Below are 17579 nucleotides of genomic sequence, written 5' to 3' on the forward strand. Positions count from 1 at the left end.
TCCTAATCTAATACTTTACGATACGTGCTAATTTCAATAGTCTTGAGCTGATTTTTATCCCTGCAAGCTCAGATCTTAAAACATTGATCTCAATATGTATCTTGCCCTTTATGGTTTTAAGATTTATGATTCCGCCATATCTTGTGAAATTACTCATGTCACTGATTGTCAATACTTCAAGACCCTGTAGTTTGGCAAAGATCGGTTCCAGGTTGTCTTTCTCGGATTTGCTTATAAAAAGAATGTGGCATTTTTCAAATTCTTGGAGACTTCTGCTACGTTTGATTACAAGTTTTCTACCATTGATGGTTTTGCCCCTAATGGAATTTATGGCGTTTCCAAAAGTATCTTCCCCGATTATATGAAGGACGATATCAGATTGGTCATTCTTAAAAGCCTTCGGCGACCAATCGATAAACTTGGCAATATTATATAAAAAAGCCGCCTTGACAAGATACTCATTGTATGAAGGAGAACGAGCGTATAGTGCTTGAAGATTAAGCGTTAAGATGCATATTATAATTAAAGTAATAAAACGAAAAGGTTTGCCCTTCATTACGGTATTTGCATAATAAAGTAGTAAATGGGATTTATGGTTAAATTTATCTGCAACAAGCATACTCGATTACCCTCAATTTATCTCCTAAAAGCGACATATGATCTTTCCATATACGCTCCTCTCAATCTCTGTTGGAGTAGTTAGATAAAGCTCTTGCTTGTATTCTATATGACGGTTTTCAAGCAGGTTCTGGCCAGTAATGGATATTTCAATATTCTCAATTGGGATCCAACCCAGACGAGCATCCATTGTAATGTATCTATCCACATCCTGACTTGGAAGCTCATCCACAAAGCGCAGCCACAAATCGAACTCTATATTTTTCGGTAGATCAATGAATGATCTTATAGATAATTGATGATGAGGGCTTTCCCCTGCTCCTGCCTTAGAAATCGTGTCAAGACTGCTGTTATCCAGTTCCAGATGCATTATAAGGTATGTGTATGCAGTCTTAAGGCGCCACCAATCGAAAGCCTGCCAATCAACGGCAAGTTCTGCGCCATAGGTCTCTCCCTTCATCTTGTTGCCGATAAAATAGGGAACGACCAGATGTTGAGGTGCTGGCAAAGGTTCAATATAATAGAACATTGAAGGTTCAACAGTTCTAAGATCATCATACACATTATAAAAGCCGGCCGCGTCAAAGGCTAAAACGTGCAATGGTTGAATTCGATAACCGATTTCATAGGCATATAGCTTTTCAGATTCGAAATCAGAGTCCCCAATCATGCTTATTGCAGTAACAGGCGCTCCGGTATACAACTCATCCGGTGGGAGTACAGACTGAGTAACTTTTATGTCATGCTCACTTCGACTGGGCGTCCTTACTGCGCGTGATGCAGAAGCCCATATCCAGTTGTTATCATCAGGCGTTAACAGAAGTCTAGCATTGGGTTGAATTTCAATACCAGTATAATCATTATACTCAAACTTGGAACCCAGGGTAAAGCGCAACAGATCCTCTACAATGGTAATATCATCCTGTACAAATGCGCTGAATAGATTATCTTTTCTGCTTTCCGGATCTAATGTAATGGTAAAGCTGTTTCCCATCTTGTCATGCAAGAAACGGTAACCGAGTCCCCAGACAATTTCATGCCGTTTGCCCAGTTCTATCCGGCATTGAAAATCAAGGTCAAATGTATCACGGAATTCATCTAACACATCACTATGTCGATCTGATAGGTCATAATACATCTGCAGTTCATAATCAATAGAATCTGAGAGGACATGCCTCCAACGTGTCAGGATATTAAATCCATAAAAATCAACCTCTTGATCAACAATGTTCGTGTAAGGAGGTGTTAGGCTGGCCATAACCCCCCTCTCCATAGAGTTGCTCCTGGAGACATCCCCCTGAAGAGTAAAAGTATCATTGTCTGACAGCATCCACTCCATTTGAAATCCCCCAATAACAAAGTCCCAATCATCAGAGGCTTCATTCCCATCACTATCCACAGAGGCGTCCCTGTTGTAGTATTTAGAGAAGACCCGGTAGTAGAAATCTTCACCTATTTTTCCGCCAAATCGAACTCCTCCCAAACCTCGATCCTCAGTGCCAAGTCCGCCATATATTAAAATATCCTGCGTATCCTGGGATCTCTTTGTGATTATGTTAATTACTCCATTGACCGCATTAGCGCCCCAGAGGGATGCTCCTGGACCACGGATAACCTCAATGCGTTCCACATCTTCCAATAGAGTATCCTGAAGCTCCCAGTATACACCAGAGTAGAGAGGGGAATATACGCTGCGACCATCTATGAGGACCAGAAGTTTGGAAGCGAATCGTCCGTTAAATCCGCGGGAGGATATAGCCCACTTGCTTGCGTCAACGCGCGCAACTTCAAGTCCAGGCACCATGCGAAGCGCCTCCGGGATGCTCGTAACACCTGAGCGCCTAATGTCTTCCTGGGTAATTACAAATATTGCTGCTGGAGCCTCGGATATCTTCTGGGGCCTTTTCGAAACCGATGTAATATTTATATTCATCAGTTCCTCGAGACTCATTTCAGTAAGATCAGAATTCAACTCCTCCATTTGCGAAAGATCTTGAGCCCAGGAGATTGACATTCTTGACGAATACATTGAGATAAGTACTAGGATTGAATAGAGCCCTACAGTAGTTATCAGTTGCGAATGTTTTTTCCCAATAAATGAAATAATCCTCATTGCGACCTCCTCTTATATCCTTGAAAGCTTCATTATGGCCTGATTAGGCCTTAATATGAGTGACTACAAAAATCTGCAAGGGATTCTCTCACAGGCGATCTTCATCCTATCAGTTTCTGTAAAATATTATTCCACCATTTTTATAAATTGCTCAACAATCTCTTTATCTAACTTTCCATACTCAGCTTCCTCGCGAAGAACAGTTAAGGCCTTTTCCTTAGGTACTGCTTTATGATAGGGTCTGTCCGAGAACATAGCATCATATATATCCACTACTGCCATAATCCTGGCTACAATAGGAATTTCATCCCCCTTCAATCCATCGGGATAACCTGAACCATCCAGCTTTTCATGATGATACTGAACTGCATATAAGGCTGATCCCAAATTCTCTTTTAATGGTAGGCAAATCTTATAACCTGCATCAGGATGAGATTTTATAACCTTCCATTCATCTGGAGTTAAGGGACAGGTCTTTTTCAAGATTTTATCAGGTATCACTATCTTGCCTATATCATGCAGGATTCCTCCAAGTCTTAGAGCCGCGGTCTCTTTCTTTGGTAGACCCATCTTTTTACCAAGTGCCTCCGTCATATTTGATACCCTCTGTATATGTCCCTGGGTATAGGGATCCTTGGCCTCAACAGCGTTTGCAAGAGAGAAGAGAACGTTTTCTATGTCGATTAGATTTTTATTGAGGGATTTTACATTTATCAAGGATTTAATACGCGTTAAAAGCTCCAATTTGTTGGGTGGTTTGGTGATAAAATCATCGGTTCCGGCCTCAATACCCTTAACCCTTGACTCTATGTCGTCTAAGGCTGTCAGCATAACTACTGGAATCAGCCGAGTGTGTTCATCCTCCTTTAAACGGCGACATACCTCATAACCATCCATACCAGGCATCATAATATCCAGCAAAACCAGATCAATTTCCGCCCTTTTAATAGTTGATAGAGCATCTTCGCCACAGGATGCCTTGATTACATCATAATCCAATGATAAAAGTAATGCTTCCTGGAGTTTTAAGTTTTTTGGATCATCATCAACTACCAATATCCGTGATTTTTCATGATCAATAATTTTTTCTTCATCATCTAAAAACTCGATTCTGTTCTTGCCCTTTAGCTTGGCTCTTAACAAAATCTCATCAGCCTTCTTGAGTAGGCTTTCCCTGTTTTTGGCATTATGGGGAAAGGAAACCAGACCCATGCTAACAGTTGGCGTTTCTTTTGAAAGCATTTCCACAGCATGTCTGATCCTCTCCATTGATACTAATGCAGACTGGTTATCAGATTTAGTGAGGATAACGGCAAAAACATCTCCAGAATATTTCGCTGCAAGGTCAGCCAGACGAATGTTGTTCATGATGATTGAGGCTATCTCTTTTAATACTTGATCCCCTTTCACATGTCCATAACGCTTGTTGTAGCTGGCAAAGGAATCGACATCTATCAGCGCTAAAGCGAATGATTCACCATAACGGTCAGCCCTGTTTATTTCACGCTCTAATGACATTTGAAAAAATCCATGAGTAAACAGTCCGGTAAGGCTATCAGTAAGCGGAGCGTCAATTTCTTTTTCATAATCTATCATTAATTGCTTATCCATTAATGCCAGTTCTCCATTTGTTCATTGATATTGACCTAAATAATCCTATTCAATTTAATTCATTTTGTTGTGTATGTTTATCAATGTAGATCAGTGAACCAGAATACATTAACCATAGAATGTTTACACTATTACTTATAAGCGATTCAAAGACTAAAAGTCGAATGTCTATTTCATTAAATCCAAGTAGGAAGTAATTGCATATGAGTTCATTTATTTTATTTATGAATATTTACCTAATATATAGTAGGTATAAAGTGTATTAAATATGAATAATCTTAACATATTATTTGGTTATAGTAAATAAAAATATCCTACCCTTTCATCTATTAAAAGAGAATGAGTTAAATTAGGATTGTTTTCAATACGATACTGATATAGCTTTTGTATTTATAATAAATGGATATTTATCAAGTCTCGTAAAATAATACTTGCATAATGCTACAATATATAAAAAGTTGTTATTAAATAATAAAATTAAATATTTTGTGTTATGAGATAGGAGATGCATCATAAATTTGTCACATTCCCGTTTGCTGCGATCATTGGTCATGATTTGATGAAAAAAGGTCTGCTGGTTAATGCAATAGATACAAGTATAAGCGGAATACTTATTAAAGGAGATAAGGGCACAGGAAAATCTACTGCTGTAAGAGCGCTTGCTAAGCTGCTGCCGAAGATAGATATTGTCAAGGATTGCGCATTCAGGTGTCATCCAGGGGATTTAAGGCTCATGTGTCAAGCGTGTCAGGATAAATATAAAAAAAATGGGGGGCTGGTATCAATAAAAAAGAAGATGGAGGTTATTGATATGCCCTTATCCGCTACTGAGGATGTAGTTGTCGGCACAATTGATATAAAGAATATACTAAGCGACGGCATAAAGTCATTGGAACCAGGCATACTTGCCAGGGCCAACAGGAACATTCTCTATATAGATGAGGTAAACCTGCTTGAGGATCATCTTGTAAATATCCTTTTAGATGCATCCGCAATGGGCGTAAATATTGTTGAGAGAGAGGGGGTATCCCTTTATCACCCGTCGCGCTTTATTCTTATTGGCACAATGAACCCTGAAGAAGGGGAATTAAGACCGCAGCTTCTGGATAGATTTGGCCTATGTGTGGAGATGAATGCGCTCACATCCAGCGACCAACGGCTTGAAGTGATTAAGCGGCGGAGTGAGTTCGATTCAGATCCATGGAGATTTGAGGAGAGATTCCGTGAAGAAGAGGATGCTCTTAGAAAAGAGATTGTAGATGTTCAATCACTTTTCAATAAGGTAGATATTTCTCATGAGATGCTGGAAAAGATAGTTAAAATAACCACACATCTTGGGATTAAGACGCACCGCGCTGATATTGTGATGGAAAAGACATCCAGGGCTCTTGCTGCTCTTGATAATAGAGATTTTGTGAGCGAACAAGATATCAATGAAGCAGCCCTTCTATCACTTCCCCACAGAATGCATGAACACCCTTTTGATAAGAGCAAGGCTCCGACAAAAGAGACTCTTGAGACATTTTTAAACTCAAAAAGCAAGGATGAGATTTTTGACTTTGAAAGAGATGCTAAGCTCAAAAATGATGTGCTTAATATTAACTCAAATAACATAGTTAAAGGGAGACATTCTTCAAAGGCTCAAGGCGGCAATGGACTATACATCAGGGCAAGAGAGAGCAAAAACCCCCAGAGCCTGGCAATTGATGCCACCATAAGAAAGTCTGTAAAAGATACAGGCAAGCTTCAAGTGAGAAGCGATCATCTGATGGAGAAGGTAAGAACAAGCAACGGGAAGGCCCTCTACATTATTCTGCTGGATTCATCCTCCTCTATGAGAATGGAGAGGAAGATAGGATTCGCAAAAACACTGGCCTGGAATATACTAAGGGAATCATATAAAAAAAAGGATAAACTATCGCTCTTTGCATTCCGTAACGAGGATAGCAAAATGTTGGTCCCTCCAACTACGGATGTATCCAAAGTGGAAAAGGCCCTGGAGGAACTCCCAATCGGCGGGAAAACACCACTTACCACTGCGCTCTATAAAGCATTTCAAATGTCCATGAAGGAAAACGACACAAGCACCACTGTGATATTGATATCTGACGGCAAGGGGAATATTTTTATAAAAAACAGCATTGAAGAAGACATCGCCTTTTTATCGACTTTAGCAAAGGGCACAAATTTTATAATAGTTAATTCTGAAATCAAAAACAGGAGTATTGGTATTCTTGAGGATATGGGAAGAACTCTGAATGGAAAGCATTTTTATCTTGAGGATGTAATATGAAAAAGATCATTGCTCTGACAACCATAAATAATACCCTTTCCCTCAGGGAGGCCATGCAGGACATCAGGAGAGAATACGGAAATATTGTAGAGATTAAAAAAATATATTTTGATGACTATGATAATCCTGATGTTTCGCTTCAGAAGATCGAAGATGAGATCGACGCCTCTGATATAATACTCATTGACATAAGGGGGGATGTAAGGGTCGGAAGAGAACTGCCATCTATCCTTGAGCAGAGGAACAAGACAATCGTTGTTCTTGTTGCAGGAAGCGTGAATATATTTGCTTTAACCAGGATGGGCAAATTCAGGGGAACTAGAATATTCAATACAGAGAAGGACAGGGATTTCAATTTAAATGAATATATCCGAACTAAAAAATTTGCGGAACTGACAAAGAGGCTGGCAGGATTTTTGCCGGTGGGCATGATAAGGGATATGCGAAACTGGATTATTGCTCAGGAATATTATACAGAGGGGAACCCTGAGAATTTCAAAAATCTTATCCTTTTTTTATTAAAGAAATATACTGATATAAACGGGATAAAAAAGATTTCCCCGCCAAAAAAGCAGCCGCCCTTTGGTTTGTACCTGCCGGGGAAGGGCCTTTTCGAAGATATAGAAGAATACAAAAAAGAGATTAATTATGATACTACTAAAGCAACTGTTGGAGCGCTTATATACAACGGAATGCACTTCGATGATACCCGGCCGGTTGCGGATGCCCTGTATAATAACCTGAAAAGGGATGTCAATTTGATCTTCCTCTTTTCAAATGTGGAGAATAACATTCATGCCATAAGAAAATATCTTAAGAATATAGATCTATTCATCAACATGCAGTATTTCAGGGTACATGGCGGACCCTTTGGAGGGGATCCGGAACTGACATATCAATTGTTTCAGGAAATTGACGCGCCGTGTCTCATAGGATTGAGATCATATGAGAGTGATTTGCATAAGTGGAAAGAGAATAACCATGGATTAAACCCCCTTGAAACGGCTCTTGGAATAGTACTGCCTGAGCTTGATGGAGGAATTGAACCTGTATTCCTTGCGGGTCTGAGAGGCATTGACGATCCAGATATCGGCAAGATTAAAGAGATTCGTGTTATAGAAGACCGAATTGAGAAGCTTGGCAGGAGAATCAAGAAATGGCTTGCCTTGAGAATAAAGGATAATAGGGATAAAAGGATAGCAGTAATAACCTATAATTATCCTCCCGGGGAAGAGAATGTCGCAAGCTCCGGGTATCTGGATGTATTTAATAGCCTTGAAATATTTTTACAAAGTATGCGGAATAAGGGCTACATGGTAAATCTTCCTGAGGATATAAAAGAACTGTTTTTAGGACAGGGAATTGTTAACAGCCCGAAATACTATGAGAGATCAGGTTTAAGAGTTTCAAAAGAGAGATACATTTCATGGTTTAAATCGCTCCCTGACACCATTCAGCGTGAGGTGATTGAACGCTGGGGCGATCCACCTGGGGATATAATGACTGACGGTACGGATATATTGATTCCGGGCGTGATTCTGGGAAATATTTTTCTTGGGGTTCAGCCATCCAGGGGTGTGCATGAGGATATGGATAAATCATATCACGATAAAGACCTGCCCCCTCATCACCAATACCTTGCATATTATATGTATCTTGAAAATGATTTCAAGATGGATGCAGTTGTACACTTCGGCATGCACGGCACCCTGGAGTTTACAAAGGGCAAGGAGGTTGCCCTCTCTTCCATTTGCTATCCTGATATCCTGATTGGCAGCGTTCCAAATATCTATTATTACTGGATTGGGAATACATCAGAATCAACTATTGCCAAGAGGCGCTCTTACGCTCTCTGCATATCTCATGCATCTCCACCCATGAAGGCAGGCGGATTATACGAAAAGTATATAGTTCTTGAGGATTTGTTAAATCAGTATGATGCCGAGAAAGAGAATAAAATACATGAGCTGATAGCAGAGACAGCAGAGGAGATGCATCTTCCCTGTGACCCTGAGGAATTAAGGAAAGAGCTATTTCGTATTAAGAGAAGGCTTATCCCATTTGGACTGCATATTATGGACAGCCGGCCTGAGAAGGATGCGCTTGTATACTATCTGATGGGAGTGCTTCGTATTGAGAGGGAATTCCCATCATTATATCGTTTATTGGCAGAAGAGAAAAGTCAGAAATGGGATATGATCAGGCACACAGCAATTGAGGATAAGCTGGAGCAGGAAATGAAAGTTGTTATAGAAGATATAATTAACAATACCCCCCCAGAATGGCTGCCCGAGGGTTATGCAGAATCTGTTAAAGATATCGCTGATAGAGTAAATAGTTCATGCGAGAGTGAGGGTTTATTGAGAGCCCTTGATGGTAGATATATTGTTCCCGCATGCGGAGGAGATCCCATCCGTGATCCTGAGGTTTATCCCTCCGGCAGAGGGATGTATGCCTTTGACCCCAGACTCATCCCCACAGTGGCTGCTGAGATGAGGGGGGAAAAGGCTGCGGGGCAATTATTGAATACCTATCTTTCTGAACACAGGGAATATCCTGAAACAGTAGGGGTTGTGCTCTGGGGATTTGAGACCATGAAGACAGGGGGAGACACTATATCATTAATTTTATCTCTAATAGGTGTCAGGATAAAGCACAAGAAGAGCCCATGGTTTAAAGAGCTTGAGCTTATTTCTTTAGATGAATTGAAAAGGCCCAGAATAGATGTTGTAATTACAATCTGCGGTATATTCAGGGATACCTTTGCCTCGCATATTGATCTTTTAAACAGGGCTATTGATATGGCGGCCATGTCTGACGAATCAGTGGAGAGAAATTTTATAAGAAAGCATTATCTGAATATAAAGGATGAGATGAAGGATTCTGCAAAGGCCAGGATATTCGGGCCATCACCCGGGGAATACGCTACTTCAATGCGCACAATGGTTGAAAACAGCACATGGGATGATGAAGGGGAACTGGTAAGACATTATGATGACAGCATGAGCTATGCCTATTTTAAGGGCAGGGCAGAGAGGAGCGAGCATGCATTTACACATCTATTAAAATCCATTAACCTCATAACCCAGGAGAGGGATAATACTGAATACGAGGTTACAGATCTGGACCACTACTATGAGTTTCTGGGAGGGCTTTCAATAAGCGTTCAGGATAAGAGGGGCGGAAGGGCTGATGTAATGGTTATAGATTCAACTGAAGACGAGGTGGCTGTTGAGGACCTTCAGCTTTCTATTGAAAGGGCAACAAGGACGAGGACACTCAACCCGGCCTGGCTGAAAGGTATGCTGAAGCATGACTTCCATGGGGCGAAAAATATAAAGGACAGGGTTGAATGCCTCCTGGGATTTTCCGCAACAACAGGAAAGGTGAAAAACTGGGTTTTTGATAAAGTAGCTGATCGACTTGTTTTTGATGAGGATATGAGAAGGGAACTGCAATCCAACAATCCCTATGCAGCTATTAAGATTTGTGAAACCCTGATGGAGTCTCAGCAGAGGGGATACTGGAATATTGATGAGGAAAAGCTTAAGGAGTTGAGGGATATAATACTGAATATGGAAGGCGAGCTGGAATAATCCGATTGGGAGTAAGAGGATATTGTAAGATATGGTAGAAATAGTATTAAAAAAAATAACTGAAAGAATGATCCAGAGGTTTAATGGGAACAGGCTTCCGAGAATAGATCCTGTTTTCCATAAAGCAGAGAAAAGGGAATTGGGATTATATATTCATATACCATTCTGCAAAAGTTTTTGCAGCTATTGCCCTTTCAGGAAGTTCCCATACAATGAGAAGAGGGTAGTAAGTTATATCGAAGCGGTAAAAGGAGAGATTGATCTGTACAAAGGGAGGCTTGAAGAAACAGAGATTGGCGACATTTATTTTGGAGGAGGAACACCGAGTCTTGTGCCGGAGGGCCTGGTGGAGTTATCCAGGCACTTAAAATCAAGGTTTCCTGTAAAAGGTGCCCTGGGATTTGAGGCTAATCCAGCTGATATAAGCGGCAATGATTCTATATGCAGAAAATTGAGGCAGGCTGGTTTTGACAGGGTCGGCATTGGGGTGCAATCCCTGAGTGATGATGTGCTTAAAAGAGCCCATTGCAGGCATAACTCCTCACATTCTATAAGAGCTATAAAGAGGCTGATGGGAGAAGGATTCCACTTGAGCGTGGACCTGCTGTTTGGACTTCCGGGTCAGACATTTGATGATGTTATCACTGGCATTAAGAAACTTGTTGAGTTGGATGTTCCACAGATATGTGCCTATCCGGTTATAATACCTCCTCGTTCTAAGCTCAACGAGAGTATTAAAAATGGGATGCAGGTGCCGGGTCGGAAAGATAAGAAGAAAACCTATTTAGCTATTATAGATTACATGTCTCAAAAAGGTTACAATACGGGTGTCTGGCAGTTTACCAGGAAGGATGTTGGGCGGGATTACGCTACATGTGCTCGGTCCGATGAATCAATCGGCCTTGGTGTGAGCGCTTTCTCAATTATGAGTCCCTATATGTATATAAATACATATCTCTTAGATGATTATATAAAAGCTATTGCTGAAAAAAGACTACCCATAGCTGCGGGAATTGATCTGCGATTTAAGTCTGATTCCTCGGTTAAAGATTCCAGGGACTGTGATATAGATGAAAAATTGAGCAATAAGCACAAAAAAGATACAGTGGAGCATCTGGCTGAGATTAAGTCAGTGATGAGCTCTATCGCAAGAAGAGGAGAAACAACAAAGAAAAATTTTGAAAAATTTTACAGGATCACATCTTCGCATTTAAGCTTTAAATCCACATTGAAATTATTGAAAATCCTGGGAATAGTAACTATAAAGGGGGATCTGATAGCTCTTTCAAAGAAAGGCAACTACTATTTTTCGGTTATGGCGGAAAATTTTATGCCTGTACCAGGAAAATATGGGGATGAAGTACTATTTAGCGAGCCCTTTCCTGAGGAATTCGTTTTTAGGTTTATAAAATAAAAACCTTGTAATTATAGTAAATAAATTACCTCTAAAAAATTTTTATTATTAAAATATCACTGTCTTCAAAGCTTCACAAAATTTTAAAATCTATTTAAAAAAAGGTTGACGGGGATACGCGAATTTAATCAGATATTACTTAATTAAATTTAGTAGCACTAAATAACATTAGTTATATATTTTTGCTACTACCGCGCGTTAGTTAAATTTTACCCGGGAAAATAGAAAAAGGCATGATAATTATGAAGTTTCGCATGAATAAAATTAATCTAATAATTATAATTATATCAATAACGGCCCTGCGGGCAGTGAATGCAGCTGGGGAAGAAGAGGCTATTGAGCTGAATAAGATTGTTGTCTCAGCTACGAGATATGAGAAATCTTATTTTGAGACTCCAGTTTCTGTTAGTGTGATAGATAAAAAAGATATACTTGAGAAGTCCCCTCAGAACGCAGGGGAACTCCTCAAAGAGGTTGCCGGCGTGGAGATACATCACGATTATACACCGGGCATCAGCAAGGCAAGAATAAGAGGTTTGTCCGCCAGCAGGGTGGTGACGCTTGTTGATGGAAAGAGATGGAATTCTCATATAAGCAGCCTCACCGGAGGCGACTACCTGAATTCCATTGATGTTGGCCAGATAGATCGGATAGAGGTGATACATGGCCCGGCCTCTATACTCTATGGTTCCGGTGCTATCGGAGGTGTCATCAATATCATTACCAGAAAGTCTGCGGCAGTTAAAGAGAATTATGCGGATGTAAATTTTTATTCCAGTTATGGGAGTGTAAATGACTTTATAGCAGCTGGCGGTGAGGTAGAGTGTGGGTATGAGAAGCTTAATATTCTTGTAGGTGCCATCAAAAGAAGTGCTGGAGATCTGGATACTCCTGAAGGGAAGCTTGAACATAGCAGTTTTGATTCTTTTAATATGAATTTTAATACAAGATATGCCATTGGGGATAAACAAAGTCTTTCTCTTTCAGCTCAGCGCTTTAGAGGAGAGAATATTGAGACCCCCGAGTCAAAGGGGGAGGAATTTTCTCTGATAATTGACATTCCCCGTTTAAATAGGGATATGGTCTATCTCAGTTATGATGTGAGGGAAATAAGATCGTGGTTTTCATTTTTTAATTTGAGCTTCCACTATCAAAAAGAAGAGGTGAAGTATATCAATAGCACCAGGCTCGGCACGCTGGAATCAGGTTATTCAGAGATATTGCTTGAGGGCGTCATGGAGATCGATACCTTTGGCGCTCAAACTCATGGAATTTTCTTATATGAAACCATCTGGCCTCAGACCTTGACTACAGGGATGGAGTACTATCATGATGAGGCGAAATCACCTCTTAAAATGAATGGGGAAGATAAGGTGGTAGTTGACGGCAGCTATGACAGTGTTGCTGTTTTTGCTCATGATGAGATTAAACTACACAGGGATTTTATAGCTACAATAGGCGGAAGATATGACTGGTGCTATGGTCAAAATGAAACCGAAGACAGGGAAAAGGCTGAAAACAGGGCTTGGGCCCTGAGCGCGGCAGCAGGCCTCCTCTATTCCATTACTGATCATATAAATTTTTTAGCGTCTTTTTCAAGCGCATTTCGCGCTCCTACGCTTGAGGAGCTCTTTTACTACGGCGCTGTTCCGGGCGGCGGCACCCTGGAAGGCAATCCTGACCTGGATCCTGAGATAAGCCTGAATTATGAAGCCGGTATGAAGATAAGGCATTCCAGGATTGTCTGCGGAATATCAGCATATTTAAATAAGATAAATGATTATATTATAATGGCTGAGTCAGATGAACCTGGTGTAATGACCTTTAGCAATATAGGGGAAGCAGAAATATGGGGCATTGAGAGCAGTCTTGATTTTATTATGAGCCAGAGTTGGTCTGTCTTTTCTACGCTTGGATATACAAAGGGTGAGGATAAGACAGGGGATGATCCGCTTGAAGGCATACCGCCCTTAAAGGTTATCCTGGGTTTGAGGTATGATAAGAAGAAGACGCCGCTTTTTGACGGCAGGTTCTGGTCGGAGATTTCCGCCCGTATCTATGATGAACAGGATAGAATACCTCATGATTGGACCGAAGATCAGAAGACACCTGCATTCACTGTGTACGACTTCAGGATGGGATACAATATCTCTTCCGTCAGTATCATTAAGGATATTAATTTTATTTTTGAGATAGAAAATTTGGGAAACAGGAAATATAAATCATTTCCGGTAATATACATGAAGGATTTAAACTGGGATGATTCTTTGATTCAAGCTGGCAGGAATTATAAATTTAGCTTTCACTGTAAAATATAAAAGTATTAAAATTTTTAAACAAGAACCTCTTCTGGGGGTTTATCATTACAAGTATAATTTCAATAATAGGGGCAGTGTTATGAAAAAAGAAAAATATGCGCCTTTATCAATATTCCTACTGATTATATTTTATCTCTTTGCATCAGGATGCGGAGGTGGTTCAGGCAAGGGAGGAGATGCCTTGAATGTTGGAGGTGATTCAACTATTAGTAGTATCAGTGACCAGATAGAAGGCGAAGGTTATAATGAAGTGACACTTGAGGGCGACTATTATGGCTCAAGTTATACATATTCAAACATCTACTTCAATATTCGCAAAGGCGAGCTTGTTCCTGAGAGCAGCAGTAACAGCAAGGAATGGGGTATTATGATCAAGGGTTCATATATTTATACTAACAGCGGATCAAGCGCCTCGGTTGAATACGGAGAAGGCTCATTGGGCAATGGAGGGTGGTATTTCACGGGCCTTACAGGTCTTGACGATCTCTCAGCGATAACAGTGGATGATGTCAATAAGGATATCTTTCGTGAGGATTATCGCGCATGGATAAATGAGAATCCCTTTACCATGGGAGAGGTGAATTGTAATGGTATGCTGTTGCTTACAACAATTGATGGATCGGGGACCAGAGATGATCCTTATATGTACGATACATCTAACATAGAGAATACCTCCGATGATGAGGCAATAATTTGGATGAGGGGTATTCCGCCCGAATGTTATTCAACAGAACGAATTTATATAATAAGATGCGCGGATGGTGTAAGTTATGGAAAGCTGATGTTTGGAATGCTGGAGCAGGATGATTATTTTACAGACTGCAAATACAATGTTACCTTATATTACAAAAATCTTACACCAGGGGATGATATAGATACAACGCCGCCGACTATTGTGTCAACCTTACCTGAGGATGGAGCCGGCGGCATATCGGTCTCTGATTCGATATTTGCTCTTTTTAGTGAGGAAATAGATACCGGAACAATTAATACCAATACCTATAAGGTAAGTAATGGAGCAAGCGAATTATCCGGCACGGTTGAATACAATAATAGCAAGAGATCAGCCTGTTTTATACCATTAAGAGTTTTAGATTATGAGACCACTTATACTGTAACGATTAGTACAGGCGTATCTGATATTGCCGGGAACAATATGAAGGATGTCAAAGAATGGAGTTTTACCACTGAACGTAAGCCAATTGATGTACCGCCTACCATTACAGATATCTTTCCTGAGGATAACGCCGTTAATGTGCCTATTTGTACAACCATATCAGCTATCTTTGACAAGGATATGGATGCTGATACTATAAATGCCGACACATTTAAGATGAATAATAATGATGGCGAGTTTGTTGCAGGAGAGGTGGAATATAGTAAAAGGAAGGTCACTTTTAAACCCTTAAACGACCTAGATCATGAAACCGTTTATACTGTAACGATTACAACAGGGGTTGCTGACACTGCCGGGAATAATATGGAATCTAAAAAGGAGTGGGTCTTTACTACAGCAGAAACAGGAGGATACGGATCTGGTTATGAAACGATTACTGTTGAAGGCACTTATTATGCTCTGAGTTATTCATACTCGAAGATCTACTTTAACCTTCGCACAGGTGAAGAGGTGCCTGAAAGCGAGAGCGCTACCATGGAATGGGATATTATGATCAAGGGCTCATATTTTTATACTAATGGCGGGTCTACTGCATCAGAGGATAATGGAGAAGGCTCCTTTGGAGAGGGCGGATGGTATTTTACGGGTCTTGAAGGCCTTGATTCACTTTCCGAGATAACATCCAATAATGTAGACCAGGATCTATTTGAGGAGGATTATCGCACATGGATAAATGAAAACCCTTTTACCCAAGGCGAGGTAAACTGCAATAGGATGCTGTTACTCACAACAACCAACGGATCAGGCGCTGAAGATGATCCATATGAGTATACCACATCAAATATAGAGGATAAAGATGATGATGAGGCAATTATATATATGAAGGGTATACCCCCCCAATCCTATTCCACAGATAGGATATATATAATAAGATGCACTGACGGAACTAGCTATGGAAAGCTGATGTTTGGATCGATGGAACAGGCGAGCTATTTTTCCAACTGCAAATATCGCCTTGAATTTTATTACAATTGTCTTACGGATCAGACATCAGAGGATATAACACCCCCGATAGTAGTATCAACAGCCCCTAAGAATAATGCCACTGATGTTTCAGTAATATCATCTATTGTGGTTAGGTTCAGTGAAGAGATGAACATCAATACAGTAACTCCTGATAGATTCTGTGTAAGCGATGGGACAGGATATATTGATGGGACAGTGGAATACAGCAATAAAGAAGCCCGCTTCGCACCTTATAACCTTGATTACGGCGCTGACTATACAGCAACAATCAGCAGGGATGTTGAGGATCTTGCCGGGAACTGCATGGAAGAGGATTATGAATTCAAATTTCAAACCACCTCTACCCCCCCACAATGGAAGGTTCTTGGGTATTCAGGCATCTCGGACGGAGAGGCAAAGGAGACAAAGATACATGTCTCAATGGGCGTTCCTTATGTCGCGTATGTAGATGCTGAAAATGGAAGCGGTGCGACAGTAAAGATGTATGAAGGCGGGAACTGGATGACTGTTGGCGAAGCCTCCTTTTCTGATAATGAGGTGGAGTATATATCATTATATGTAGATGGGGATACCCCCTATATAGCGTATAGAGATAAGAGGGAAGGACTCTTTATTAACACCGGAGCTCTAACAGTAAAAAAGTATGGAGATGGCAACTGGATTAGTGTTGGAGATGATCGCTTCACTCCAAACAAGGTCAGGTACACATCACTATATGTGGATGACGGAGTCCCCTATGTCGCCTTTCGCAGTTATTATACTTCATACTTATGGTCTTATTACAGGGCAATGGCAATGAAATTCGACAAGGGAGACTGGATTTGGCTTGGAGGCAATCATGGTTTTTCAGAAGGAGATGTTAAGGATGTTTCCTTTTATATTTATAGTGGGATTCCTTACGCTGCATATTGTGATAAAAAGAATGATAATGAAGCTAAGGTAATGAGGTATGATAATGAAAAGGACACATGGGATATTATGGGAGATGGAAATCTATCTGGAGGCGGCGCGGAATACACCTCGCTCTTTGTATGCGACGATATAACATATATAGCGTATAGAGATGAAAGTATCAATAACAGGGCGACGCTCATGATGTATACTGATAACGAATGGTATGCTGTTGGGGATCCGGGATTCTCTGGTGGAGATGTCCAATATATATCATTGTTTGTCTATAACAACATTCCTTATGTTGCATATCGAGATGGTAATCTCTATAATAAGGCAACCCTAATGGGATATATTAATGATGAATGGATAGCGATTGGAGGCGATGGATTCTCAGATGGAGAAGTCAAGGATGTCTCGCTATATATATATAACGGAATTCCTTATGTCGCCTTCAATGATGCAAGCTGCAATGGCAGGGCGACAGTAATGAAATTTGAGTAATATTCTCTTAATGGATTTGTTTTAATAAAGAGTAGATCCTTACAGCAATCCTGTTTCAAGAGTGATGGTAATTTTAAT

General features: G+C 40.4%; 8 protein-coding genes. 5 read left to right on the forward strand and 3 right to left on the reverse strand.

What is annotated here, in order from left to right; all coding sequences use genetic code 11:
• Positions 1 to 7 precede the first annotated feature (7 nt).
• From SVZ03_04065 to SVZ03_04075, 3 genes are all read right to left on the reverse strand, one after another.
• Positions 8 to 556, reverse strand: coding sequence for a YfiR family protein (locus SVZ03_04065; GenBank protein ID MDY6933381.1), 549 nt, complete (start codon positions 554 to 556; stop codon positions 8 to 10).
• 87 nt (positions 557 to 643) lie between these two features.
• Positions 644 to 2731: a TonB-dependent receptor gene (locus tag SVZ03_04070; protein MDY6933382.1), complete on the reverse strand. Its 2088-nt coding sequence runs from the start codon at positions 2729 to 2731 to the stop codon at positions 644 to 646.
• 126 nt (positions 2732 to 2857) lie between these two features.
• Positions 2858 to 4342 carry a diguanylate cyclase gene (locus SVZ03_04075; GenBank protein MDY6933383.1) on the reverse strand — a complete coding sequence of 495 codons (1485 nt, stop codon included), beginning with the start codon at positions 4340 to 4342 and terminating at the stop codon, positions 2858 to 2860.
• 505 nt (positions 4343 to 4847) lie between these two features.
• Here SVZ03_04075 and SVZ03_04080 point away from each other — a divergent pair.
• From SVZ03_04080 to SVZ03_04100, 5 genes are all read left to right on the forward strand, one after another.
• Positions 4848 to 6635, forward strand: coding sequence for a VWA domain-containing protein (locus SVZ03_04080; GenBank protein ID MDY6933384.1), 1788 nt, complete (start codon positions 4848 to 4850; stop codon positions 6633 to 6635).
• Positions 6632 to 10231 carry a cobaltochelatase subunit CobN gene (locus SVZ03_04085; protein MDY6933385.1) on the forward strand — a complete coding sequence of 1200 codons (3600 nt, stop codon included), beginning with the start codon at positions 6632 to 6634 and terminating at the stop codon, positions 10229 to 10231. Before SVZ03_04080 ends, SVZ03_04085 begins: the two co-directional genes overlap by 4 nt.
• 31 nt (positions 10232 to 10262) lie before the next feature.
• Positions 10263 to 11645, forward strand: coding sequence for a radical SAM protein (locus SVZ03_04090; GenBank protein MDY6933386.1), 1383 nt, complete (start codon positions 10263 to 10265; stop codon positions 11643 to 11645).
• Positions 11646 to 11899: 254 nt separating this feature from the next.
• A complete protein-coding gene (locus SVZ03_04095; protein ID MDY6933387.1) occupies positions 11900 to 13963 on the forward strand; it encodes a TonB-dependent receptor in 2064 nt (687 codons plus the stop codon).
• Positions 13964 to 14042: 79 nt separating this feature from the next.
• Complete coding sequence (locus SVZ03_04100) at positions 14043 to 17501, forward strand: Ig-like domain-containing protein (GenBank protein ID MDY6933388.1); 3459 nt, start codon at positions 14043 to 14045, stop codon at positions 17499 to 17501.
• Positions 17502 to 17579: the final 78 nt, after the last annotated feature.

The sequence above is a fragment of the Spirochaetota bacterium genome (genome assembly GCA_034190085.1).
In the GTDB taxonomy this organism is placed as follows: Bacteria; Spirochaetota; UBA4802; order UBA4802; family JAFGDQ01; genus JAXHTS01.

What these genes read in the sequence shown, in the direction of transcription:
- SVZ03_04065 (MDY6933381.1), bottom strand. Translation starts at nt 556, where the DNA reads ATGAAGGGCAAACCTTTTCGTTTTATTACTTTAATTATAATATGCATC.
- SVZ03_04070 (MDY6933382.1), bottom strand. Translation starts at nt 2,731, where the DNA reads ATGAGGATTATTTCATTTATTGGGAAAAAACATTCGCAACTGATAACT.
- SVZ03_04075 (MDY6933383.1), bottom strand. Translation starts at nt 4,342, where the DNA reads ATGGATAAGCAATTAATGATAGATTATGAAAAAGAAATTGACGCTCCG.
- SVZ03_04080 (MDY6933384.1), top strand. Translation starts at nt 4,848, where the DNA reads ATGCATCATAAATTTGTCACATTCCCGTTTGCTGCGATCATTGGTCAT.
- SVZ03_04085 (MDY6933385.1), top strand. Translation starts at nt 6,632, where the DNA reads ATGAAAAAGATCATTGCTCTGACAACCATAAATAATACCCTTTCCCTC.
- SVZ03_04090 (MDY6933386.1), top strand. Translation starts at nt 10,263, where the DNA reads ATGGTAGAAATAGTATTAAAAAAAATAACTGAAAGAATGATCCAGAGG.
- SVZ03_04095 (MDY6933387.1), top strand. Translation starts at nt 11,900, where the DNA reads ATGAATAAAATTAATCTAATAATTATAATTATATCAATAACGGCCCTG.
- SVZ03_04100 (MDY6933388.1), top strand. Translation starts at nt 14,043, where the DNA reads ATGAAAAAAGAAAAATATGCGCCTTTATCAATATTCCTACTGATTATA.